This is a genomic window from Microbulbifer sp. ALW1 (genome assembly GCF_009903625.1).
GTDB lineage: Bacteria > Pseudomonadota > Gammaproteobacteria > Pseudomonadales > Cellvibrionaceae > Microbulbifer.
Window position 1 is genome coordinate 4525665 of the sequence record NZ_CP047569.1, and the last position, 24333, is coordinate 4549997.

17 protein-coding genes are annotated in these 24333 nt (G+C 58.0%); 2 read left to right on the plus strand and 15 right to left on the minus strand.

The features are described 5' to 3' along the window. Positions 1–16: 16 nt before the first annotated feature. Together GRX76_RS18635 and GRX76_RS18640 are read left to right on the plus strand one after the other, a co-directional pair. Positions 17–1909, plus strand: coding sequence for an alpha-amylase family glycosyl hydrolase (locus tag GRX76_RS18635; RefSeq protein ID WP_160154659.1), 1893 nt, complete (start codon positions 17–19; stop codon positions 1907–1909). A 158-nt stretch (positions 1910–2067) separates the two neighbouring features. After that, positions 2068–2901, plus strand: a complete 834-nt coding sequence (locus tag GRX76_RS18640; protein ID WP_160154660.1) for a DUF3014 domain-containing protein — start codon at positions 2068–2070, stop codon at positions 2899–2901. Positions 2902–2967: 66 nt separating this feature from the next. Here GRX76_RS18640 and GRX76_RS18645 read toward each other — a convergent pair whose 3' ends face one another. The 15 genes from GRX76_RS18645 to GRX76_RS18715 all read right to left on the minus strand — a co-directional run bounded on the left by GRX76_RS18645 (position 2968) and on the right by GRX76_RS18715 (position 24090). After that, positions 2968–3678: a hypothetical protein gene (locus GRX76_RS18645; protein WP_160154661.1), complete on the minus strand. Its 711-nt coding sequence runs from the start codon at positions 3676–3678 to the stop codon at positions 2968–2970. Next, entirely contained in the window at positions 3675–4487 is an 813-nt protein-coding gene (locus tag GRX76_RS18650) for an FTR1 family protein (protein WP_160154662.1), read from the minus strand. Before GRX76_RS18650 ends, GRX76_RS18645 begins: the two co-directional genes overlap by 4 nt. A 19-nt stretch (positions 4488–4506) precedes the next feature. Then, positions 4507–4845 carry a cupredoxin domain-containing protein gene (locus GRX76_RS18655; protein ID WP_160154663.1) on the minus strand — a complete coding sequence of 113 codons (339 nt, stop codon included), beginning with the start codon at positions 4843–4845 and terminating at the stop codon, positions 4507–4509. Continuing rightward, entirely contained in the window at positions 4826–6214 is a 1389-nt protein-coding gene (locus GRX76_RS18660) for an ATP-binding protein (RefSeq protein WP_160154664.1), read from the minus strand. Before GRX76_RS18660 ends, GRX76_RS18655 begins: the two co-directional genes overlap by 20 nt. Then, positions 6211–6873 (minus strand): response regulator transcription factor, encoded by a 663-nt coding sequence (locus GRX76_RS18665; protein WP_160154665.1) that lies wholly within the window; start codon positions 6871–6873, stop codon positions 6211–6213. Before GRX76_RS18665 ends, GRX76_RS18660 begins: the two co-directional genes overlap by 4 nt. A gap of 27 nt (positions 6874–6900) precedes the next feature. Next, the gene (locus GRX76_RS18670) at positions 6901–7581 is read right to left on the minus strand and encodes a hypothetical protein (protein WP_201276861.1); all 681 of its coding nucleotides are present in this window, start codon (positions 7579–7581) and stop codon (positions 6901–6903) included. Continuing rightward, entirely contained in the window at positions 7578–8438 is an 861-nt protein-coding gene (locus tag GRX76_RS18675) for an SDR family oxidoreductase (protein WP_160154666.1), read from the minus strand. The genes GRX76_RS18670 and GRX76_RS18675 overlap by 4 nt, the downstream gene beginning before the upstream one ends. Before the next feature lies 1 nt (position 8439). Then, a complete protein-coding gene (locus tag GRX76_RS18680; protein ID WP_160154667.1) occupies positions 8440–9111 on the minus strand; it encodes a TenA family transcriptional regulator in 672 nt (223 codons plus the stop codon). Then, the gene (locus tag GRX76_RS18685) at positions 9111–10688 is read right to left on the minus strand and encodes an AMP-binding protein (protein ID WP_160154668.1); all 1578 of its coding nucleotides are present in this window, start codon (positions 10686–10688) and stop codon (positions 9111–9113) included. Before GRX76_RS18685 ends, GRX76_RS18680 begins: the two co-directional genes overlap by 1 nt. Beyond that, entirely contained in the window at positions 10685–11527 is an 843-nt protein-coding gene (locus tag GRX76_RS18690) for a thermostable hemolysin (protein WP_160154669.1), read from the minus strand. Before GRX76_RS18690 ends, GRX76_RS18685 begins: the two co-directional genes overlap by 4 nt. Before the next feature lie 127 nt (positions 11528–11654). Beyond that, a complete protein-coding gene (locus GRX76_RS18695) occupies positions 11655–13415 on the minus strand; it encodes an alpha-amylase family glycosyl hydrolase (RefSeq protein WP_160154670.1) in 1761 nt (586 codons plus the stop codon). 16 nt (positions 13416–13431) lie between these two features. Next, positions 13432–14856 (minus strand): DUF1552 domain-containing protein, encoded by a 1425-nt coding sequence (locus GRX76_RS18700; protein ID WP_160154671.1) that lies wholly within the window; start codon positions 14854–14856, stop codon positions 13432–13434. A gap of 12 nt (positions 14857–14868) precedes the next feature. After that, a complete protein-coding gene (locus tag GRX76_RS18705; RefSeq protein WP_160154672.1) occupies positions 14869–20526 on the minus strand; it encodes a PQQ-dependent sugar dehydrogenase in 5658 nt (1885 codons plus the stop codon). A gap of 391 nt (positions 20527–20917) precedes the next feature. After that, entirely contained in the window at positions 20918–22129 is a 1212-nt protein-coding gene (locus GRX76_RS18710; protein ID WP_160154673.1) for a diguanylate cyclase, read from the minus strand. Positions 22130–22329: 200 nt separating this feature from the next. Then, positions 22330–24090 carry an alpha-amylase family glycosyl hydrolase gene (locus GRX76_RS18715; protein WP_236250468.1) on the minus strand — a complete coding sequence of 587 codons (1761 nt, stop codon included), beginning with the start codon at positions 24088–24090 and terminating at the stop codon, positions 22330–22332. Between the last annotated feature and the right edge of the window lie 243 nt (positions 24091–24333).

A 24333-nucleotide genomic window follows, 5' to 3' on the forward strand; every position in this document is an offset into this window, starting at 1 on the left:
TATAAATAGAAAGATTATGAACAAGTTTATTCAGCTACTTCTGGCATCGACCATTGCCGCGAGCACACTGACCGCTTGCGACCAGCATGCGGAAACCGCGGAAGCCAGTGAGGCGCAGGCGAATGCCAGCGCCAGTAATGGCAAGCCGGTCATCTATCAGGTGCTTCCACGCCTGTTCGGCAACACCAATGCCACCAACAAGCCCTGGGGCACCATCGAAGAAAATGGCGTGGGCAAGTTCAGCGACTTCACCCCCAAGGCCCTGTCGGAGATTCGCGCGCTCGGTGCAGACTACATCTGGTATACCGGTTCACTGCACCATGCGGTGGTACGCGACTACACCGCCTTCGGCATTGCCAATGACGATCCGGACGTGGTCAAGGGCCGCGCAGGCTCCCCCTACGCGATCAAGGACTACTACTCGGTGAACCCGGATCTCGCCGACAACCCGGCGCAGCGCCTGGACGAATTCAAGGCGCTGATCCAGCGCTCCCACGACGCAGGTCTCAAGGTCATCATCGACATAGTACCCAACCACGTCGCGCGCAATTACCACTCCCTCGACAAACCCGAAGGCGTACGCGATTTCGGCGCGGACGACGACACCAGTGTGGCTTACGCCCGCGACAACAACTTCTATTACGTTCCCGGCGAACCCTTCCAGGTTCCAGTGGCGGACGATGGTTACCAGCCGTTGAACGGCGAATCCCACGAATTGGTCGACGGTAAATTTTCCGAAGTCCCGGCCAAGTGGACCGGCAATGGCAGCCGCGCCCCCCAACCCGCTCAGGGCGACTGGTACGAGACGGTTAAAATCAACTTCGGCGTGCGCCCGGACGGCAGCCATGACTTCGCCGAACTACCTGCGGACTATGCGCAGAAAGACTACCGCGCACACGCGGCTTTCTGGGCGGACAAAGACGTCCCCAGCAGCTGGGAAAAATTCCGCGAAATCACCGATTACTGGCTGACCTTCGGTGTGGACGGCTTCCGCTACGACATGTCTGGCATGGTGCCGGTGGCGTTCTGGAGTTACCTCAACTCCTCCATCAAAATGCAGAAACCCGACGCCCTGCTGCTGGCGGAAATCTACCAGCCAGATCTCTACCGGGATTACATCCATCTCGGCAAGATGGACTATCTCTACGACAAGGTAGGCACCTACGACGCCATTCGCGCGGCAATGGAGGGCAAGGCCGGCACCGATCCACTGGTGGAGATCCAGGAAAGCCTGCGCGGTATTGAAGACAATATGCTGCGCTTTATGGAAAACCACGACGAGCAGCGTATCAGCAGCCCCGAGTTTGCCGGTAACCCACGCGCCGGCATTCCTGCCATGGTTGTTTCCGCTACCATCAGCGGTGCGCCGACCCTGGTTTACTTCGGCCAGGAACTCGGTGAACCCGGCGCCGGCGATGCGGGCTTCGGCAAAGCCAGCCGCACGACCATCTTCGACTACTGGTCAGTGCCCAGCATTCGCCGCTGGAATAACGATGGCCAGTTCAATAGCGAAAAGCTCAGTGAGTCCGAACAATCCCTGCGGGACTTTTACGGCAAACTGCTGACCTTCACCCGCCACAGCAGTGCGCTTACCGGCGAGTATCGCGACCTGCACCACTACAACCGCACTCAGGGCGATCACTACAGCGACAAACTTTTCAGCTTCGCCCGCTGGAATGGCCCGGAGCGCCTGTTGGTGACCGCCAACTTTGGAACCAGTAACAACCCCGTTACGCTCAGGCTTCCCGCTGACTTGATTGCACAGTGGCAGCTGAGCCCCGGTAAGTACGTCCTTACAAACCAGTTGCAGGCGGGCACCGCCGAGCTGGTGGTTGGTGACGACCTGAATGCCAGCGTCCGGCTGGAACTGGCCGCGCTCTCCGGGCAGGTGCTGAAACTCACCGATTAAGTCATCCTGCCCGACCCAGCGCTTTCACCCCGCGGCGAAAGCGCTGTATCCGAAACCTTCGCCAACTGATACTGTCGTAGACTTCACAGTCAGTGGATTACACTGATTTTCAGACAGACGGATTTTTAGACCGTCGGATCAACGGGAGGAGAAGGCAAATGGGCGGAGTTAAGGATTGGTTGATCGCGCTGCTCGTCGCAGCCGCGGTAATATTTGGCATCTACTGGTTCGCCGTGCGGGAAGCCCCCAAGCCCGAGATCCCCGCGCCCGTGGTCGAGCCGGCGCCAGAAACCGATAGTGGCGTCGACCTGGAGCAACCTTCCGAGCCGGAAATTGCGCCGGCTCCCGAACCCGCGTCGCCGGTAGAACCCCCGCGCGCACTGCCCGCCCTCAACGACAGCGACAGCGAAGCCCGTAAAGACATCATCTCTTTATCTTCAGACGGTGCTCTGGCGCAGTGGATAGTGCCCGATGAAGTGGTGCGTAAATGGGTTGCGGCGGTCAACACCGCCACCAAAGGCGACCTGATGCACAAGAACCGCCCCTTTGAAAATTTAAAGGGCGGTATCGCCGTCAAAGACCTGGAAACCCGCAGCGACGGCCAGAAGGTGTATGTACTCTCCCAGGAAAACTACCAGCGCTACGACCAGCCGGTACGACTGTTCGCCATGGTCGATACCGACACCGCGGTCAACCTCTACCAATTCTGGTACCCGCGCCTGAAACAGGCCTACGGCGAACTGGGGCTTAAAAACAAGAACTTCCACGCCGCGGTACTTGCCGCCATCGACCAGGCGCTGGCAGCACCGGAAATCGAGGGCCCGATCAAACTGGTGCGCCCGACGGTGTACTACAAATTTGAAGATGAAAAACTGGAGAAAATGCCGGGCCTGCACAAATTGATGATTCGTATCGGGCCGGACAATGCAGCGCGGGTAAAGGAAAAACTGCGTGAGCTCAAAGCCAGCCTGCAGAATCTGCCAACAAACTGATATCGAACCAGCAACATCAATTCGTGAGCACCGGTGGTTCTTTGCCACCGGTGCCTTCTTCAGAGTTCAGAAAAATTCATATTCCAATAGCAATCGCAGGGACTGGTCTGGACTCTCATCGGTAAGCCCCATGATCAGGCCCACTTCCCAGCGCACTTTACGCCCCTCCTCCAACGCCCAGCTACCCACCGCGACGGGGCCAATACCCAGTAAATCCTCTGCCGCATAGAGCTCCAGTGCCGGTTCAAACCGAGAGGTGTAGCGATAGCGCGCCTGGGCGCGCAACTCGGTTTCGAACTCCTCGTCCTCACGCCCCCACTCGTATTCAACCGCGAAGTTGGCGGTACCGGTCCAGCGCCCCCACTCTTTCGCCGCAATCACCGTCGCCGCTGCTTCCCACTGGTTTTCCGCAAACTTGCGCTCCAACTCAAACAGCATGCCCCAGTCTGCCGCGTATTCGCCCTGCTCTGTAAGCTGCCACTTGGCCTCGAGCTCCGCCGCCTCGATCTCAAAATCCGATTCCGGCTTCTTTTCGCCGATGGCATAGACTTCACCAAACCAGTGCTCGGAAAAGCCGTAACCGACACTGAAATGATGCTGCCACAATCCGTTAAGCTCCAGCTCATCGGTATCCCGGGTGCGCACAGCGCGCCATTCCAGTTCCGTTTCCAGAGGCTCTACATAGGGGTCGTAAACCCGGTCAACCAACTTGCCGTCGGCCAGTACCGGCAGGCTCGGCGACATTAACGCCACAAAACATAGCCTTCGCAGCTTCATTCACTTAACCCCTGCGCATACTCATAGGGCACCGCACGCGACTTGATCCAGGCCCAACCTAAAAGTGCGGTCATCAACGAGAGTCCCAAAATATAGGCGATCACCGCCATCAATGTCGGCGTGGCTTCATAGCCAAGCAAAGCGTACAACAGCTGGCCCAGTAGTGAATTTTCCGACAGCAGTGTCGAGCTGTCCCAAAGCGGCGCTTGCGCCGGCAGCCAGTCGGCCTGCTCAAGCAACTGGACCGCCTGCAAACACAGACCCGCACCAATAAGGCTGAGCAACACCAGTGCAAAGATCAGGCGACGCCTGCGCGGCAGTCCCAACAGCAGGTAATAGAACAGTGCTCCGATACTGAAACCGATACCCGCACCAATCAGCGCTCCCAGGAGTACACTTTGCAGCAGGTCGGTCTGGTGACGAAAGGCAATCAGGTATACATAAACTTCCGATCCCTCGCGCAGTGTTGCCAGCGCCACTGCGAGCACCATGCTCCATTGCAGGAGCAACAGATACTGCTGCCGGCCCGCACTGTTCCAGATGAGTAAAATACCCACCAGCAGCAATAGCCCGTAGATCGCAAATTGCATCGCTGCGTTCAGCAGCTCCTGCCCCATTCCATCAAAGGTTTGCGACACAATGCCGATACCCGCACCGTAGGCGATGGAGCCGAGAATCCCCCCTGCAAGGGCCATTAAAATCCAGCGCGTGCGCAGGCCGAGATAGTGGCTCATGGCGAGCAGGATACTGAGCAGAAGTGCCGCTTCCAGCACTTCCCGCAGCACCAGGATGACACTGGTCAACAACATGACATATTCCCCCGTCGCATCATTCGGCGATCACCTTGCCCTGCGCCGTTTTCGGATTGAACTCGCCAAAAAACGGGTACTCTCCCGGCGCCAGGGGACCGATAAAAATAATGGCTTTCTGCCCACCCATAATGACTTTCTCCCGGTTGAGCTCATAGCTTTCAAATTCTTCCGGCGTGGCATCGCGGTTGAACACGATCAATTTTATTTTGGTGTTCGCCGGCACTTTCAACACCGACGGATAAAACAGGTGGTCGCGTATCTCAAGCTGCAATTCCGGATAGGCCGCACTTGCCGACAATACCGGAATCAGGGTAGCGAGGACCGCGATAGCAAGATTACGCAAGCGGGTTTTCATCGATCGCTTTTTCCTGTTTGGGGTCACGTCCTGTACTCACCTGCACAGGGAAGCGCACCGACACCGAAAGTCCCGGCGACTTTTCGCTGCCGAGAGAAGAATTCCCGAGCACCAGCTGAGCGCGATGCAGCTCTGCAATATGGTGCACGATGGAAAGCCCCAGGCCGCAACCGGGTACCCGGCTTTCATGTCGATCGCCGCCCACCCGGTAAAAGCGCTCGAAAACACGCTCGCGCTCTGCTGAAGAAATGCCCGGACCAGAATCCTCAACCTGCAGTACTACCGCATCGGCAAGCTTGCTCACCTGCACGGCGATGTGGCCTCCCTGCGGGGTATATTTGCAGGCATTGTTCAGCAGGTTCTGCAGTAATAACACCAGTGCGAATTGATCGCCCCGGATAAATGCCGACTCCCCCTGCAGTTCGACTTCCTGTTCGCGGCGGGAAAACGCCGGATAGAGTTCGGCGATCACATCCCGAACCAGTCGATGCAGATCGATGGCCTCGAAACGCGCCGGATAATGCTCCGGGGTCATCCGGAAAAGATTGAGCATCTGTTCAACCAGATGTGACATACGCGCAATACTGCCCTGTAATTTAACCAGGGATTCCTGCGGTTTCTGTACGTTGCCTTGCAACTGGTTGGCCAGGTTGTCCGCGTGTACCTGAATCGCGGCGATGGGCGTGCGCAGCTCGTGGGCGGCGTCGGCGGAAAAGCGTCGCTCGCGATCAAAAGAAGCCTGCAACCGTTCGAGCAGCGCATTGGTCGAACGCACCAGGGGCAACAACTCTTCCGGTGGCGCAGTCAAGGTCAGCGGCGTCAGGTCTTCCGCACGTTTTTGACGCAGTTCTTCGGCAAGGTTTCGCAGACTGGCAAGGCCGCGACCGATAACCAGCCAAATCAATAGCCCCGCCACCGGCAGCCCGATCAAAATCGGCATTACCGACTGCAGCACCACCTCGTCCGCCAGGCGAAAGCGCAGATCGACCCGTTCCGCCACCCGTATCGAGCGGCCATCAGAGGTGGGGCGGCTGTAGACACGCCAGCGGAAACCGGAAAAATTCTGTTCACTGAAACCTTCTTCCGCATCACCGATAGGCGTCGCCGGCGCGTTGTCGGAGCGCATCAGTAACCGGCCATCCCGGGACCATACCTGAAACGCCTGCAGATCATTTTCGGCAACAACCAGTGGTGCAGCCTGATTGACCGGCATAGCCGCCAGCAACATGGCGGTTCCCGTGGTCTGGCGGTCGAACAGCCGCTCGGCCTCCGCCATACTCGCGCGGTAGCCGTGCAGTGCTGCGATAAAGTTCACCAGGGTGATGGTCGACAGCAGCGCAATCAGCAGGAATATACGGATCGACTTCAACGTGTCGGCCCCAGCTTGTAGCCGACACCACGAATCGTCTGGATAAAATCGCTACTGATTTTTTTGCGCAGGTTGTGAATGTGCACATCCACGGTGTTACTCGCGACCGATTCACCCCAGCTGTACAGTTTGTCTTCCAGCTGTTCGCGGCTCAGGATATTACCGGGACGTTCAGCCAGGGCGCGCAGCAGGCTGAATTCACGGCGGGAGAGACGCACCGGATTACCACCGTGCTCGACCGAGTGCGTAGCGAGATTGATAACGACATCACCGATAATCACTTCAGCAGAGCCGCCACTGGCGCCGCGGCGTTCCAGCGCGCGCAACCGCGCCAGTAATTCGTCGACGGCAAACGGTTTGGTGAGGTAGTCATCGGCGCCGGCGTCCAGCCCCTGCACTTTTGATGGCAGGTCGTCGCGGGCCGTGAGGATCAATACCGGCGTTGTTATCTGCTTTGTGCGCAGGGCCTTGAGCACCGCCAGCCCGTCCATATCCGGCAGACCCAGATCGAGTACCAATAGATCCGGCTGGGCAGCGACCGCCAATGCGACGCCCTTGCTACCGGACGGGGTATGGTCGACGGCGTAACCGACGTGGCGCAGTGCGGTGGTAATCCCTTCCGCCAGGGACTGGTCGTCTTCAATCAACAGTATCCGCATGCTTCCCCGCCGGTTTACACCACAAGCTCAGTGGAGCTTCTGCCGAATTTTTGTCTGCAATTGCTTGATCTGTCCCAGGCGCCCTTCGCTGGCCACCGGGCGCTCGAGATCCGCAGGTCCATGCTCAGCACGATCCGCGTAATTCAGCGCCTGAGCGTAGTGCTTCTGCTGAAAAAGATAGTCGGCGTAAAAATAATTGGCATCCATATCATCGGCGCCGTATTCCAACCCCTTCAGCAGCAGGGTTTGTGCCTTTTTATCATCACCAAATCCGATGGGCCAGCCCGGCACCTGATAATACAGCGAACCGAGACTAGTATAGGCCGCGCCGTCCAGCACACTACCGTCGAGAGCAATGGCCCGTTCCAGGTCGGCCTTTGCCGCTTTTACTATCGGCAATGCGCCCAGCCCACCCTTGGCGCCCGCGTGGGAGGCGCGAATGATTCCGCTCCAGGTCCATGCCACCGCGTTATACGGATAGCGGCCGGTCAACGCTGCGGCCTTATCCGACAAGGCCGCAAGCATGTCCGCACGCTGCTTTTCCGGCGTGCGATACTGGATTTGCGCCCACTGGCGTTGCAGCGCATGCACTTCCTGCTCGGCGGTCTGTGCAAAGGATGGCATTGCCAGGGTACCGACAAGTAACACCAGCAGACTGCGCAGGAGAGTGGCGAACTTTCCTCTGTTCGAGATTGATGCATTAATCATAAGGTTTCTCCCTGTAGATGGTTCTGCTCGGCGAAACGGCGAATCACCGGCATTTTCTTTACCAGTGCACCGTCCACCAGTGACGGCAGCAGTGCATTTACCTTGATAAACAACCGTTCGGGCCAGCCCATAAAACGACGCGCACTGCGCCCACCCTCAAGCAGTGCCAGACATTGCTGCGCTACCCGTTGCGGCGAATCTGAACGGTTACCGAGTGCGCGGTTGAGACCGACAACCGCGTCCGTATTCAGCGAAGTGTCAACGGCGCGGGGCGCCAGGTAGTGCACCTTTACCTGGCTGTCACCAAGTTCTCGGCGCAAGGCTTCGGTAAACCCGTGTAGACCGGATTTACTCGCGCCATAGATACTGAATCCCGGGTGGCCGATATGCCCGAACGCCGAACCGATATTGATGACCGCACCCTTGGTGCTCTGCTGTAGCAGTGGCAGCAGGTCGCGGGTAAGGGCCATGGGAACCAGCAGGTTGGTTTCCAGAATCGAGCGCATGGCGCTGTCGTCGGTATCCGCGAGCAGTGCAAAGCGCGCGACGCCAGCGTTGTTGATCAGTACGTCCACGCCGCCGGAAAGGGAACGGCAGCTGCGCAGCAGCTCCGCTCGCTGCTGCGGATCCAACAGGTCAGCGGGCATTACCAGATGCCGATGGGCGCCGGGCAAGGCATCACACAGTTGCTTCAGGGCCACCTGGTTGCGCCCCTGCAGCAGCAAACGGTGGCCGCGTGCGGCGAGATTGTGTGCCAGCGCCTGGCCAATACCGCCACTGGCACCGGTGAGCAGGATGGTCAGGTCCTTGCCGGTGGTGTTTTCGGTTGAATCGCCACCTGCGATGTTCGCGCTCATTTCAGGCCACCTCTGCCAGTGCACAGGTCGTCGCGACTTCCTGGAAAATATCGGCATACAAGCGATAAATGGCCCGTGCGCTGTGCACGATCGCACGCTGGTCCTCAGGGGTTTCAATCTTGTTCATCAGTCCCTGAAAAAATTCCACGTGTCCAACATCCAGGGCACCGTGGGAACTCAGGTAGCTGAATGCCTTGCTTGGCAAATCCAGTGATTTTTTGATGGCGCCGGCCGCCATATCCGCCAGCTGGATACTGGTACCCTCCAGCACATGCACCATGCCGAAAAAGCCGAGAGGGTTACCGCGAGCGATGGTGTCGTAGGCATAAGCTACCATCAGTTCGGTACTGAAATTCGGTTTGCTGTGGCGCACTGCTTCGGCGTCCCCACCACAAGCCGCGATGTCATTCAGAATCCACTCCTGGTGACCGGTTTCCTCTTCGATGTACTCCGCCAACGCTACCCGCAGCCACTCCTGGCGGTCGCTCAAGCGACTGCCGCAGGCCATCATCAGCGGTACCGTATGCTTGACGTGGTGATAGGCCTGGGAAAGAAAGCCAACATATTCCTCGAGTGTGATCTCCCCGCGCGCACCGCGCTGAATGACGGGAACACTGAGCAATTGCTGTCGCTCGGACTCGGTCTCACGCTGTAACTGGTCAAAAAAATTCATCAGGCAACCCCAGGGTTATGTTCACCGGAAATACATTCCGCAAGCGATGTGGAATGGCTGTTCGATGGTTCACGGTAAAGTTCGGCAATTACCGAGGCATAGCGTTCCGCGATGCCGTCGCGGCGCGGGCGGCCGTTTGCGGTCAGCAGGCCATCGGCAAATGTGAGGGGGGCAGGCAGTAGCGACCAGCGCCGAATTCGCGCGTAGTCCGGCAGTTCGCGATTCACCGCCGCTAACCTCTGTTCGATCTGGCTCACGTCGGTACCGGGGCGCGGCAATAGCAATGCACAGCAATAGGGACGCGCATCGCCAACCACCACACATTGCAATATTTCCTGCGCACGCAGCAGTTCGCTCTCTATCCACTCGGGGGAAATGTTGCGCCCGTAGGAACTGATCAGAATGTTTTTCTTACGCCCGGTAATGTGTAGAAAGCCGTCGCTATCGCGAGAACCCAGGTCTCCGGTGGCGAGCCAGCCGTTGTCACCCTCTCCGGCGTTTTCTATTCCGTTTGATTCGGAATCGAGGTATCCCAGATAACGCGGCCCGCGCACCACCACCTCGCCATCCCGCAGCGCAATTTCACAATGCGGCAAAGGCTTACCGACCGTACCTTCGCGCACCGCGCCGGGGAGGTTCAGGGCAACGACCGAGCCGCATTCAGAAAGGCCATAGCCCTCGTACACCGGCAGTCCCCGGCTGGTCGCCTGGCACAACAATTCGGCAGATACCTTGCCGCCACCCACAGCGACAAACCTCAGGGTGGAAGGTGGTTGCCAATTGAAGTCATCCACCTGCTCGAGTAGCGCTTTCAGTATCTGTGGCAACAGGATCAGGCTGTCTGGCTGGTGCTCATCGATACAGGCACGCACGCGCGGCATATCCAGTTGCGAACTGCCGGAAAAACCAAGGCGCTCAAGCCCCGGCACCAGCAAGGTGCCGCCGAGCAGCCAGCAGGTATAGGCACCAGCCACATTTTCCAGCAGGGTCGCCAGCGGTAGCAGGCACATATGTGTGGCACAGTTCAGGGGAGCGAGGCTTTCGGCCAGCGCTTCTGCGGTAGCAAACTGGGTGGCATTGGAAAGGCATACACCCCGAGGGGTACCGGTAGAGCCGGAAGTAAAAGTAACTTTCGCGGTATCCTCCGGCAGCCGCGCCGGCTGACCCTGTGTGCATGGCAGCAGAGACAGCCCGGCAAAATTTTCAGCGGGCGCAAACAGCGGGGTCCCGGAAAAATGTGCGGGCATGTCGGTCAGCAGTGCCTGCAAGCCACTGCGGCTTACGGTGTGTAAAAGTTGCTGTGGAGAAAAAAAAGCGGGCAGCGGAACCAGGGTTACCCCGGCCAGCTGGCAGGCGAGATCCATCAATAGCCAGCGAGGGCCGTTATTGGCAAACAGACCGACCACTTCCAGGCCGCGGGCATTCAGCGCAGCAGCGATTTCTGCCACTTCCCGCATCAGTTCGCCGTAGGTAAATCCTTCGGTGTCACCGAGCAGCGCGGCGCGGCCTGGATAGGTTTCTGCGGTGGTACGCAGGCTCTCTAATAGTGGGGAAACGCCCTTGGTAACAGGAGTCATGCGCTTGCCTCCACCAACCGTTGGGCGAAGGCGGTGGCCTGTGGCCGGCACGCCTGCAGCAGCTCGCTGATCAGGGGGCGCTCCAGCTGCCGCTCGCGCTCGGCCCTGACGTTGACCGCAACCACGGCAGGACGGGTATGGTAGTAAGAGCCCCAGTTTGCCAGCTCTGGCCCGAGGCGGGAGCCATCGGCGCGGCACAGGACCAGCTGGTGATCGGTCAGCTTCTGTAGCAGGTGCTGAACTTCAGGAGTGGCCGTAAAGATGGCCCAGGTGAGATCTGCCGCAGCGAACAGCTCCGCTAGTATCAGGAACAGCAGGCGACTACCGCCGCGGGCAGTGGCCACCAGATTGCCTATTTCAGCGACATCCCGGCGATTTACCGGTACGCCGGCCCGCTCGCCGAGAAGAACTTCCACCGGTGCATCGAGATACTGTTCGAGAAACAGCGGCTCGCTGGAAGCCGGGCGCAGGCCCAGCCCCCCATCCATCCGGTTACCCCGGCCAAAAGAGAGAAGCCAGGGCATAAAGTGCCGCAGACGGGCGCCGTACACCCGATGAAACTGCCCGGCGATGTATGCTTCTACCGCACCGCGCCCGGGGTCGGCATCGCCGCTGAACCGGAAGCTGAGTGGCGCGCTGGCCTCGTGCCCCTGACTCGGTGCACTGGTCGGGACACTGGTCGGGGCACTGATCGGCGTATTGGTCGGAGCACTGGTCGCATCATACTCATCCCCCTCGCAAGCCGCGGACCCGGCGCCAAGAGAGCCTATAAAACCCGCCTGCTCTGCGGACAACGACCGGGGCTGACCGGCATACTGCGAGCGAACATCCACTGCCATTTCCTTTTCTCCATAGTAGAAATCGGATATGAGCAGTCTACGGGGGCTAAATTAAGGCAAACTTAAGGTTTCCAATCTGGCACCGGTATTCGCGCCAACTCGTCATCAATCCATCTCGCGGTACGGTTTATTTCACCGCCTCCAGCAGTACCAGATCGTAACCGGTATCCAGTGTTACCGCGCCATTCACCACGGTGGCCAGAGTTCCGGAATAAGCATCGCGCACGGTAATCCCCTCGTTAAATACACCGGCCGCGGGAATTGTTTTCTCTCCCGGCAATTGCTCCAGCGCGACCAGTACCACGTCATCTGCCAGTGTGCGGGAAAACACCAGCGGCGTCTGCTGCTGGACCCGATGTGCGCCGGCACCCAGTGAAGGGTGGGCGCGGCGGAACTGTAGTAGCTTCTGCCAGTGGACCAGCAGCTGCTGAGTTTCCGGATTGGCGAAATCCTGCCAGTTCATGGGTGAGCGCAATTGTGCATCGTAGATCGCCGCTGCGTCGGTCAGTAGACGGCCGGTCTCGTCCCCGAAATAGATCTGCACAGCACCGGGGGCCAACACCAGCTTGGTGGCGGACTCGAAGGTACGACTGCGGTCTCGGTCGAAGCTTTCCAGATCATCGTGAGAACTGATGTAATTCAGTACCCCTGCGCCCTTGAGATTTCCCGCCACAAGATCGTCTGCGTACTGCTGAAATAAATCCGCAGGGGTCTGCTCCGCCTGGTGCACAAACCCCATATTGATCAGACTGTCGAAACCGTACTGGTAAAAGTCCACCTTGCGATCACCGAAGTCGAACTGACGTCCGTCGCTGTTCCAGAAGTTGTCCACTCCGAACCCGTACACTTCGCCGAGCATAAAAAATGGCTTATCGTCGATTTTTTTGTCCGGGTTCTGTTGTTTCCACTGCGACAGCGCTTCGCCCGCCTCCAGTTTCAACTCTGCCCAGAATTCCGGCTCCACATGCTTGGCGGTGTCTACACGAAATCCATCCACGCCATATTCCCGCACCCAATCGGTAAGCCATTTCAGGAGATAGTAGCGAGGCGCACGCGGGTGAGCGGTGCGCGCAAAAAAAGTATCCAGCTGGGCAATTTCCTGATCCAGTCTTCCTTCCTGCCGCCACTTTTCCTGCAGGAACGGCGGCAACTCGACGGCATCATCACTCTCCGTGCGAATGTCTGGCAGATGGTCGGTCAGGGTACAGGTGACATTACCGGCAAATCCCGACCAGTCGCACACCGGCGCGGTGCGCACCCACTCCGTCGGCCACAGCGGGTCCTGGGCGGTCTCAGGTCCGGTGTGATTGGCAATAACATCCAGCAACACGCGAATGCCCTGGCCGTGGGCGGTGTCGATCAACTCCTTCAGGTCCGCCTCGCTGCCGAAATTGGCATCCAGCGCGGTCCAGTCTTTCGGCCAGTAGCCATGATAGGCATAGGTGCGCCCGGAAGCCTCCAGGTACCCGTGGATATTTTCCACCAATGGTGACATCCAGATGGCGTCGATGCCGAGCGCGGAAAAATAGCCCTCGTTCAGTTTGTTGATCACGCCGCGCAGATCACCGCCGAGGTATCCGCGCAGTGGTGCGCCGTCGGCCTGGCGTGTGTAGGCCAGATCATTGGCGGTGTCCCCGTTGTTGAAACGATCCGGCAACAGGAAATAGATACTCGCATTGCGCCAGTATGGATCGACGGCAATCTCCGGTAGCGGCTCGGGCTGGGGTTCGGGTTGAGGTTCGGGCTGGGACGACGGTGGTGCACCGGTGTTTCCACCAGCAGCGCCACCACCGCCGCCACAGCCTGCAACGAATACTGCCAGCGCCAACAGCGGAACCAGTGCCCACAGCGGTACAAGTGCCACGAACGAATACTGCTTTACTACCATTGTTGCCCTACTCCGCTTAGACAGCTCCGCCCGACCAGTGATTTTCCGGCAAACTGTTTACCCCCAGATAGCGAGCCACATCCCCGAACAGTTGGTGAGTGCCATAAATACGCTGACTGTTGTTGATGCCGTCACCGCAATTGATGATGCGGCCCATTTGCAGCGCACCGCCGGCGCCACCCGCCAGGGTAACGGCACCGGCAGCACCACCGTGTTTGGAACCGTCGCCCACTTCGGAAAACATCACTACCAGGGTGTCGTCCAGCAGGCCTTTGTTTTCCAACTGCTGCAGGGTGTACGCGAGTAGTGAGTGATACCAGCGCACCTGCGCGGTATGGGGTACGTCGCCGGGGCGGTGGGAGGCGCTGTGACTGGCGAATTCGTTGTACCAGCGGGTAATGGAACCGACCGTGCCACTTGTACTGTTGTGCTGAATACCCTGGCTGATGGCATCCTGCGCCATCTGCCAGCATTCGTCGTAGGAGTAGTTCACCAGATTGCCGTTTTCATCGCCCTTGGAAAGCTGCAAGGTGGCGACGCGGTGCAGTCCGCAGGAAAAGGCACCGACAATATTGTCCACCTGCGCCCTCGCCAGATGCGGGAACATTTGCCACTCGGTGGGCGATAGCGGACTGGAGGAGGCGTAATAGGGATCCGTCATTACGTTGGTATTGAAACTGCACTCACCCACCTGATTACCAGCGAGATCCCGCAGCCGTTTCAGCGCATTTTCGTGCAGCGTGAGTTTATCCCGCTGCGCGTTTTCCAGAGTGACGTCTGCCAGGCTATCGAAATCATTCAGAATGGCCTCGTAGTAGGCCTGCTTATCCGGGTCAGCACTGCCGCCAGCCCCTCCACCCGAAATGCCTACCGCCAGTTTTTGTGCGGCATCTGCCGGATCATTGTTTGGAATTGGTCGCTCCGCGGAATCCACGTTGCGCGGTTTGGAAATCATGATGTCGGAGCGGTTACCGGTGCGCACACCGAGGCTCAGTACACCTTCATTGCCCAGCTGCTCGGCAATCAAATGATCGATACTGGCACTGCCATAACTGATGCCATTGTTACCGGTAAGAATCCCGCGCATATCGTTGTAGTGAGCGCCAGCACCATCACCAATATCCAGGGTCAGGTTCTGCAGCACAATCAAGCGATTGTGCCAGGACGACAGCGGCCCTAAACCAAAGCTCAATTCCTGGCTGCCACTGATGCTGCCCGGCCCCTGGTTGGGCAGCCAGTTATAAGGCACAACACCGTTGGGGTAGTAAAGAAACAGCACCCGCTGCGCGCCACCGGTCTGGGCGAATACGCGCTGGCCGAGCATGCTGCCTGCAAGCGGCAACAGCATTCCCGTTTGCGCCAGATTGCGCAGAAATTTTCTGCGCGACTGGCGGGAGGATTCATTGACCGAGGTGAAACCGAATTTATTGAAGAATTTCATTATTGTTATCTCCTAACGGCGCAGGGTGAAAGCATCGGACAAAACGAGCGTCCGCAGCATGTCGCGCATACCGCCGCCATTGCGCAGGTCTTCACTGGTGGAGTGAATGATCACATCGTCACTGGCGCCCTCTTCGCGGCCGACTACGTAGCGGTAGAACTGCCGCGCAAAACAGGCCTCACCCTGGTCACTGCCAGCGATCAGGCCGGCCAGTTCCGGCACCGAATAAAAATCGTAACTGGGGCTGGTGGGATCCATTACCGTCGCCGGCGTGTACAGGCTCTTGATACTGCCGCTGTCATCGATCTCCCGCTGTTCACCGGTACCGATGGTTTCGATGGTGCGATACAGGGCATCACTGCCAAAGCGCTCGAAGCCAAAACCGACACCATCGATAAACTGGTGACAGGCGGCACAGGCGGGATCGGAGGTGTGACGTGCAGTAGCTTCGCGGTTGCTGTCGGTATCCTCAAACACCACGTTGAAGTCCGCGGCCGCCGGCGGTGGGAACTCCTGGCACATCAGCACTTCACGCACATAGACACCGCGTTTGATCGGCGCCGGGTTCACGGTGCTGGTACGGGAGGCGAGGAAGCTGCCATGGCCCAGCAGGCCGCTGCCGCTGCGCGGATCACCGGACGGGAAAGTACGCATGGCCCAGTCACTGCCGCTGGTATCCAGACCGTAATGCGCAGCGAGATCACCGTTGGCCCAGGTGTAATTGGCCGAAAGCAGTTCACCAAAGGCGGCATTGGTGCGAATGTTCTCCAGCACAAAGCCCACGGTTTCTTCCTTGAAAGCCGCCACCAGGTTGGTATCGGTGATAGCCGGGAAGGGATACTGATTGTTGATCAGCCAGCCACCGATAAACCGGCGCAGACCAAGTTCCGCACGGGAGTCCGCCAACAGGCGATCCACCTGCGCAGCCACATCGAAGTTTTGCTCGGTCGCGGCCAACAGCAGAGTGTCGTCCGGTGTAGTGGCCCAGAAGGTATACGACAGTAGTGTCGCCACTTCGTAGTTGTCGAGCCGGTAGAGTCCGCTCTCGCTGTCCAGCACACCCAGTTCGGAGCGATACATAAAGTGCGGCGACATCAGCATTGCCTGCAAAGCCAGACGGCCGTCGTCGTCGCTGCTGTAGAGCCCGGTGTAGCGGGAAATCTCTGCACTCTGCAGCGGACGACGGAACAGGCGGAAGCCGAGGGTATCCACCACACACTGCACATCGCCACAACCACTCACCAGGTTCATGAAACCGGTTTGCCCGATGGCGAGTTCCGCCACCTGCTCGGCCACCATCTCATAACCCAGGGTCCGATCGTTACCCGCAGAAAGGTAAGACGCGGTGTCGAAGTTGCGGTAGCGCCCGTCGGCAGGAACCGGGTTCATCAGTGAGCTATCGAAATCGATTCCGAAAATATCGCGCACACTGTTGAGGTATTCCTCGCGGGTGAGCAGGCGCAGGTTGCGCTGATCCAGGTTGCTACCATCGCAGTCACTGCCACTACAGTTGCCGCTGCTCCAGGCCTCTTCCACGATCAGCCTCGCCACTTCATAGGCGCAGGCACCGGCCTCATCGCCGGTACAGTTGGCGGCGGCGTCCATGGGCATGAAGTCTTCGATGTACTGGGTAAGGTCCCCGAGCTGCCAGTTGGCGCCCTTGCCCGCCAGTGCCAGGGCAACCGCGCCCTGGCCCTGATCGCCATGGCAGCTCGCACACTGGGCCGCATAAAAGTTCTGCCCGGCCTCGTATTCATTGGTTGCACTGGGGAAGAGCGCCACCAGGGAAAGGTCGTGTTGCGGGATCAGCAACTGCACCTGCGGCAGCGATGGATCACTCACGATATAGGGCGAAGCATCGCCGCTCCAGCCACCAAACACAGTGCCCAGCGGCGCGTCATCGGCATTGACGGTAATCACACTGCCGATGGAGTAGTCGCGCCCGCCGTCGGCAGTGGTACCGCCGATCACGGAAACCCGCGAAGTGTCGCCGCCAACGGGGCCGTCCGGTGTCCACGGCTCCCAGGCGCCGCCGACAAAACTGGCAGACTCGTCGATATTCCGCTGGTCTCCGGTCTGCTCACCATTGTCATTATTGAACACCAAATTGATCTGGCCGTTGTGGAGATCTTCCTGTTCCACCGAGTGTGTCCACCAGCCGTCGGCATCGGGCCCACTCATCAACAGCCCCGGCCACTGGGTCAACGGCTGATCCTGGCCGTCGACGGTTACCCACAGGTGTACATAAACCTGCTCCCAGTTATCCGGGTTGTCATAACGCAAACGGATGCCATCAAAGCCTTCTTCCAGAGTGAGCGACGCGGTGAATTCACCGATAATTGCTTCCACAGTAACGGCACCGGTGCCCGTGCGGGTGACCAGGCCAGTCTGATCAACACTGGCGGGTCCGCTGGCGATGGACCAGCTGACCTGCCCGAAAATATTCTCCCGGGTACCATCGGCGCGAAGCCCCACCGCAACAAGCTGGCGACTGCTTTCCAGTAATTGTCCCTTGGGAGCGATTTCCAGTCCGGTGATGGCGGTATCGATGGAGGTCACCGAAATGGTCAGCTGGGCACTGAAGCCCCCCTGCTGCACAGTGACAATAGCGGTACCGGTATTGCCGGCGCGCAGCACAAAGTCATCACTACCTACCGACTCCACCGCAAGCACATTGCCGTTGCTGGAGCTCACGCTGGGGGCATTGGGTACTGGCGCGGTAAAGCCGTTGTCGTACAGGGAGTAGACCTGCACGGTCATTGCATCGCCGCCGTTCAGACGGTCACTGCCGGCATCCAGCTGAATACCTACCTGCTGTAAACCGGTGCCGTCGATCCACTCACGGAACAGCGCTTCCGCCACCGGGTTGGTATACCGGGTGCCCTTCGGCATGCGGTTGTTGTCAGTGGTCTGGTAGATATACACCAGGCTGCTGGCGTGATCGAAGGGACGCAAACGGGCGGCACCACCGGTGGTTTCCACATTGATCAGACGCATATCCCCGAGTGGGGTGTCGTAGCGCAGATCCATAAAGCTGCTTGCGTGACAGTGGGAACAGTTGGTTTCGAGGTAGGTCCGCGCGCGCTCGTCGAGATCTTCGCTGGTGTCGGCTGCATCAACAAATTTGTCGTGGTTATCGGAACTGCCGATGTCCTCGGATAGCAGCGCGATGGTATTGAACACGTCCAGCTGATTGGCAATCGAGGTATCGCTTTCGCCGTACTGGAATTGCCGGTTCAGTTGACGGGTGTGCACCGCCAGGGGCTCGCGACTGCCACTTCCTATGTGGCAGGATCCGCAGTCGGCGGCTGACTGCACAGCCCGCTGACGGCTTTCAATGCCGCCGTCCACCACTGTGAGGGTTTCGGTCACCAGGTCAGCGTCGGTACCGGCGCTGTTCCAGTAATAGTTGGCCGCCTGCCACTTGCCAGTATCCTGGCGGAACAGTACGGACGTGGTAAACGGTTGTTGCGGATTGCCTGCGGTGGCGATGCTCTGGTGTTTTACCAGCACGGTGCCGATTGGCAGATCCCATTTATTGGTCTCATCAAATTCGATCTGTTCGTTGTTGGGCACCGCGATAAAATGTCGCAGCGCCGAACCGTCGAACCAGCCTTCGGTGTTGAGCGCATATTCGATAACACCACTCACCGGCTCAAGCGTTTGCAGATCGGCGAACAATCCGGTCTCGGAGAGCTTGGCCGGGATCACCGCCGCTTCCGCATCGTCGTCCACCACTTTGTAAATGGTGGACTGACCGCCGTACTCCACACCGTAGGTAGCGACGAGCAGAGTATCGCCGCTCAGGTCAGTGCCGAACGAAGCGATATTTTCCGGGAAGGCTTCACTGATCAACTCCTTAGCTTCGCCATCCACAATGGACCAGATACGCTTGGTAACATAGTCCCCAAAAACAAAGTGGCCACTCAGCCCCGGCAGGTTATCGCCTCGATACACCACGCCGCCGATGATGGAAAAACCGGTGGGGTGCGCGTAGCCATCCCGCGGCGGTTCGAAATCGGTACTGCAATTTTTACCGGGATCACCGCCAAGGTCACCGCGGTTGTTAGTGCCTTCGCACACCGGCCAGCCGTAGTTGTTACCCTTTTCGATCAGGTTTACTTCCTCAAAGCCGGCTTGGCCCACTTCGGTTTCCCACAGGGTGTAAGGCGCTTCGGTATCGAAACTCCAGCGCCAGGGATTGCGGTGGCCGTAGGACCAGATTTCTTCACGGAAACCGGGCACGCCGACAAACGGGTTGTCCGCCGGGATTTCGTAATACTTACCGTTGACCGCCTGCTCCACTGGTTTGATACGGATAAAGCTGCCCAGCAGGTTGTCGGTTTCCTGTGCGCCATTGTTGGTGCGCGGGTCTTCCGGATAACTCATGGTGGCGCTGTGGCCGTAAGCGCCGTCGCCAATACCGAGGTACAGGTAGTTGTCTTCCGGGTGGAACTGCATCATGCCACCCTTATGATCCGGCCCACGTTGGGGTACCCGCAGGATTTCCGTGCGCGAAGAGACCAATACCTGAACTGGATCGTTCGGGTTATCCACGGTCCAGCGCTCGAGAACCCCGTCGCCATAACTGCCATCGGGCGCGCGCTCGTTGTCGTCAGTGCCGTGAATGTAATAGATATAAATGTGGCCGTTGCTGGCGTAGCCCGGATCAAAGGCCATGCTCAACAGCCCCTGTTCGTGGTAATTGCGTACCTCGCCGTTGATATTCAACAGCTCGCGGATTTCCCCCGGCGCCACATCCTCGCGATTGGGAAAAACAAAAATGCTCCCGGTTTTATCCACCACATACAGCAGGTCATTGATGCCATCCGGAATCACCATCACCGGGGACATAAACTGGCCCTGCAGGTTCGGGTAGGCCACCTCGAAACGGTAGTTTCCGCCGGATACATTGCCGCTGATCGGGAAGTTCAGCGACTGTGCCAACAGTGGCCGTGTGCTCGGAGGAAGATCTTCATCCGTTTCTTCATCCAACCCACACACCGCCGCCGGCTGCCACTGATTGTCGATGTAGCAGGGATTACCGCTGTACAGAAGATCCGCCGTCTGCGCGCCACCATTGTCATTGAAGATGACATTGAGCGAATCCGGCATAACACCGTTATTCAAATGTGCGGTGAAGTCATAGCAGTAGTTTCCCGCGGACTCTGTCATCGCCACACCTGGCCAGCCGGGAAGGTTGTTCACACTGCCGGCAGGGGTTGGGTTCCAGAAGTAAATATACGGGGCCGCATAATTTGGGGGGTTGTCGAAGCAGATACTGGTTGAGGTGCCTTCGGGCGGTGGCTCGACAATTTCCGTGACCGTGATGGCCTTGCTCGCATCATCAAAAGTGATTCGGTAATGACCATTTTCCAGCAGGTAATCATTGGCCGGATAGGCTTCATCCCAGTTCTGGTAGTGGCTGATTTTGAAGCGCGGATTGGCGTTATCAAAGGTCTGTTCGGTGACCCAGACGCCGGTGCTGGCGTCGTAGGTCATCGCCGTAGAACCCCAATCGTTTGGGGTACCGCGGAACCAGGCTTCGGACCAGGATTGCGCACTGGCAACGAAAGGCAGGGCAAACAGACATACCAACGCGACACAGACACGCAGGCAAACGGCAGCAACGGAGTGTAACACTCCGGCTTTCACGGGGGCAGAAATCATCGCTATGCTCCGGGAGTTATTTTTATCCGGATGGCCGCCCTACGTTTTGTGGGCGACTTTTAATTATTCGCTGAAGAGCGCTTATATTTATTCGCTGAAGGGCTCCCAGCGGCTTTGGTGCTGATGCCGCATTTGCACAGGATCAAATTACGCTGTTACGAGGGGATTGCCTCCTCCCTCCCCGGGGCGTAGTAGCTCCAAGTGCCAGAAATTTGACTGATCGCACATCATCGAAGGGAATTGGTCGGACCGAAAATCAGCAGAACAAAGCCCGGCCGGTACAAATAGATGAAACGCACCGGTCCGAAGAAAATTCAGTCCAGAATAAGGAAAATTACGTGAATTGATCAACGCTCGGCAAGACATCTCGCCAGAAGATTCGTAATGCAGGTTAGGCCGGCTCGACTCGTAGGAGCCCGCGCCGCTCACGACAAAAAAAGTGGCTCTGATTGCGCCCGTGATTCTTCGCCGCATACAGAGCCGTGTCGGCATCCTGAATTACTTGATCCGGACTGGGTGCAACTTTCGCCTCCATAGTTGTACCTCCAATACTCGCAGTTATCTGTCGGAGGTTATCCGGACGTCCCTGATGAGGGATGGCACACTGGGCGATGGCCTGGTGCAGGTTATTTGCCATTACGGTCAGCTGTCTGCTATCCGTGTTTGGTAGCAACAGAGCAAACTCTTCACCGCCATAGCGTGCCAGCAACTCGCCACTTCTATGCACACACTGACTTATTGCATCACTGACCAGCCGCAGGCAATGATCGCCTGCCACATGGCCATGGTGATCGTTGTACGCCTTGAAGTAGTCAATATCCAGCAATAGCAGGGAAAGCGGCAGGCCGTTGCGCGCGGCCCGATTCAGCTCAGCCTGCAATGATTCATCAAAATGGCGACGGTTCGACAGTCCGGTAAGTCCATCTTGTAAAGAAAGCGCACGCAATCTGATGTTCAGCTCGATCGAGCGCGCAATTGACCGGTGCACAGGCAGAAACGCCAGTAAAATCACTACCGCGTATACCGAAAGCGCCATGGCGAGCACGTAGGACTGGTATGTGCCAGCACTGATTAGGAAGCCGATGCCGGGGACAACGGTAGGAAGGAAAAAAGCGAACAGCGTCTTGGGGTCCGCTGCATAACCGACCACTGCACAGGCACTCAGCCCCATCACCCACATGCTCACAACCGGTGAGTAAGTGGGATCGCCTGCCGGCACAAAGGCGAACCATGCGAGACCGTACAGGCTTCCCTGAAGCGCAGACATCATTGCAAAGTAGCGCTGCCAGCGCCCACAGTCTGACAAATCATCCGCATTCCGTAGATAAGCGAAGTACAGCGGTATCCGCACAAAAGAGACAGCTACAAGACTGCACAACCAGAGCACCAATTGAACGCTTGATGCCACCCCCCAAAAGCCCGCAATTAGCAGGGCACCGGCAACGGGGTGGCTGATTGCCAGCGTCCAGGTGTGCTTATAGACACTGGCCACTCTTTGAGCCCGGGCCTGTTCTTGCTGGCTTTTATGGTCGGCAGACATACAAGCTAATTTCGTCATGGATTCTGTTGTCACAATTGTCAGGAGTAACAACAGGTAGATCAATGGCTGGGCCGGCCATGATCCCTGACAGATATCACAGACTTCGCATAAGCATAATGACAGGCAAAAAAAAGCCGATACCAGAAGTCCTGGTATCGACAAGCCTTTCGACGAGAAAGAGAAGATTGGGGTCTTACCTGACCCCGGGATGCCTGGATTCCCGCATTCGCGGGAATGACCAGATGATTCGCAAATTAGATACTTTAGCGCGCGCTCAATTCTGTAGATTCAATCGCACCCAATAGCAGGGTGTCGAACTCGGTATCAAACGTGAGGGAGCCGTTTTCCACCCGGGCCTCGGCGCCGGAGTAGTAATCTTTCACCAAGGTGCCCTCGGCAAATACCTCACCAGTATTCACGGACTTTTCGCCGACTGACATATCCAGTGCGACCAGCACGCGATCTTCGTCCAGCGTGCGGGAGAAAATATACGGTGCTTCGCTCAGCTGCTTGTGTACACCGGCACCTACAGCTACGTGGGACTGACGGAACTGTCCGAGTTTCTGCCAGTGGCTCAGAATCTCACTGGTCTTTGCCTGCTCAATGCTGCTCCAGTCCATCGGCACACGCATGGAAGCATCGCCGTAAGCCTGCTCATCAATCATCGGGCGGGCAATTTCGTCGCCGTAATAAATCTGCGCAGCACCCGGGGCCAGCATCAGTTTCAGCGCGGCACTTTTCACCTGTTTGCGCTCGCGGTCAAACGAGTGGTGGTCGTCGTGGGAGCCCAGGTAATTCAGTACGGAAACGCCTTCCAGCTCGCCGCCGTGCAAAATGCTGGAGTATTCGCTAAAAATACTTTCCATATCCTGAGACGCGTGTGCAGCGAAGCCCATGTTGATCAGACTGTCGAAACCGTAGTCGAAGAAGTCCACCTTACGGTCGCCGAAATCGTATAAACGGCCGTCACTGCTGGCGAAATCCTTCACACCGTAGTGGAAAACCTCACCCACCATAAAGAATCCGCGATCATCCAGTTTCTCTTGTGGGTTGTTCGCCTTCCACTCTTCCAGTGCGATACTCGCTTCCTTCTTGAGTACAGCCCAGATTTCCGGCTCCACGTGTTTTACGGTATCTACGCGGAAGCCATCCACACCGTATTCGCGCACCCAGTCGGTAAGCCATTTGACGATGTAGTATTTGGGCGCGCGCGGATAACCGGTGCGCTCGAAGAAAGCGTCGAGCTCGGCTACTTCCTGCGTGAGGCGACCTTCGCGCTGCCACTTCTCAGTGAGCTGTGGCGGCAGCTCTACGGGTTTTTCGCTCTCAGTCAGAATATCTGGCAGGTTGTCGGTCAAGGCGCACTGCACGTTCTGGGCAAAGCTGCTCCAGTCACATTGGGGGTTGGTGCGCACCCAGTCCGACGGCCACAGGGGGTCTTCACTGGTTACCGGCCCCGTATGATTGATGATCACATCCAGCAGGATACGCACACCCTTGCTGCGGGCGACCTGGATCAGCTCGGCCAGCTCATCTTCGGTACCGAAGTTTTCGTCCACATTGGTCCAGTCCTTGGGCCAGTAGCCGTGGAAGGCATAGGTGCGCTTGTCTCCCTCATCGAAACCGTGCACGTTTTCGATGATCGGCGACATCCAGATGGCATCCACACCCAAGTCGGTGAAGTAGCCTTCTTCCAGTTTCTGGATCACACCGCGCAGGTCACCGCCAAGGAAACCGCGCATATAGGCCGCGTCGTTTTTGCGACCGTAAGCCAGGTCATTATCCGGGTTGCCGTTGTGGAAGCGATCCGGAAGCATGAAATAAATGGTGGCGTTGTTCCAGAATTGGTCCGCCGCGCTCGACTTGACATGAGTCAATACAGGGGCCGCCGTTTCCGGCGATGATGCGGCCGCCTGAGTATTCTCCCGGGCGCCAGCTGCAGAAACAGACTCGCTATCGGAACAGGCGCTGATGGTCAGTGCCGCTGCGGAGATCAGGGCTGCCAAACCGGTCATTTTTCTCATTATCTTCTCTCGGTCGTTATCGAACGGTCATCACTGCAGCCTAATGTACCCGCCAGCCCTACGGTTTCATCCTCCTGGGGTGGGGCGTAGATGAAAAAAGCAGCGGCCGGTGATAGGCTTGACCTCCCAGTCATGGGGCCACCCACAAGCCGATTTCAGGCATTCAGAACAAAGGGTGGTATCCGCTCACGTCCGCTGATGCGCGGCATGCGGAGAGAACTCTCAATGAGAGACTCTTAATGA

Excerpts from the sequence above, each read along its gene's own strand:
- GRX76_RS18635 (WP_160154659.1), top strand. The coding sequence starts at position 17 with ATGAACAAGTTTATTCAGCTACTTCTGGCATCGACCATTGCCGCGAGC.
- GRX76_RS18640 (WP_160154660.1), top strand. The coding sequence starts at position 2,068 with ATGGGCGGAGTTAAGGATTGGTTGATCGCGCTGCTCGTCGCAGCCGCG.
- GRX76_RS18645 (WP_160154661.1), bottom strand. The coding sequence starts at position 3,678 with ATGAAGCTGCGAAGGCTATGTTTTGTGGCGTTAATGTCGCCGAGCCTG.
- GRX76_RS18650 (WP_160154662.1), bottom strand. The coding sequence starts at position 4,487 with ATGTTGTTGACCAGTGTCATCCTGGTGCTGCGGGAAGTGCTGGAAGCG.
- GRX76_RS18655 (WP_160154663.1), bottom strand. The coding sequence starts at position 4,845 with ATGAAAACCCGCTTGCGTAATCTTGCTATCGCGGTCCTCGCTACCCTG.
- GRX76_RS18665 (WP_160154665.1), bottom strand. The coding sequence starts at position 6,873 with ATGCGGATACTGTTGATTGAAGACGACCAGTCCCTGGCGGAAGGGATT.
- GRX76_RS18670 (WP_201276861.1), bottom strand. The coding sequence starts at position 7,581 with ATGATTAATGCATCAATCTCGAACAGAGGAAAGTTCGCCACTCTCCTG.
- GRX76_RS18675 (WP_160154666.1), bottom strand. The coding sequence starts at position 8,438 with ATGAGCGCGAACATCGCAGGTGGCGATTCAACCGAAAACACCACCGGC.
- GRX76_RS18680 (WP_160154667.1), bottom strand. The coding sequence starts at position 9,111 with ATGAATTTTTTTGACCAGTTACAGCGTGAGACCGAGTCCGAGCGACAG.
- GRX76_RS18685 (WP_160154668.1), bottom strand. The coding sequence starts at position 10,688 with ATGACTCCTGTTACCAAGGGCGTTTCCCCACTATTAGAGAGCCTGCGT.
- GRX76_RS18690 (WP_160154669.1), bottom strand. The coding sequence starts at position 11,527 with ATGGCAGTGGATGTTCGCTCGCAGTATGCCGGTCAGCCCCGGTCGTTG.
- GRX76_RS18695 (WP_160154670.1), bottom strand. The coding sequence starts at position 13,415 with ATGGTAGTAAAGCAGTATTCGTTCGTGGCACTTGTACCGCTGTGGGCA.
- GRX76_RS18700 (WP_160154671.1), bottom strand. The coding sequence starts at position 14,856 with ATGAAATTCTTCAATAAATTCGGTTTCACCTCGGTCAATGAATCCTCC.
- GRX76_RS18705 (WP_160154672.1), bottom strand. The coding sequence starts at position 20,526 with ATGATTTCTGCCCCCGTGAAAGCCGGAGTGTTACACTCCGTTGCTGCC.
- GRX76_RS18715 (WP_236250468.1), bottom strand. The coding sequence starts at position 24,090 with ATGAGAAAAATGACCGGTTTGGCAGCCCTGATCTCCGCAGCGGCACTG.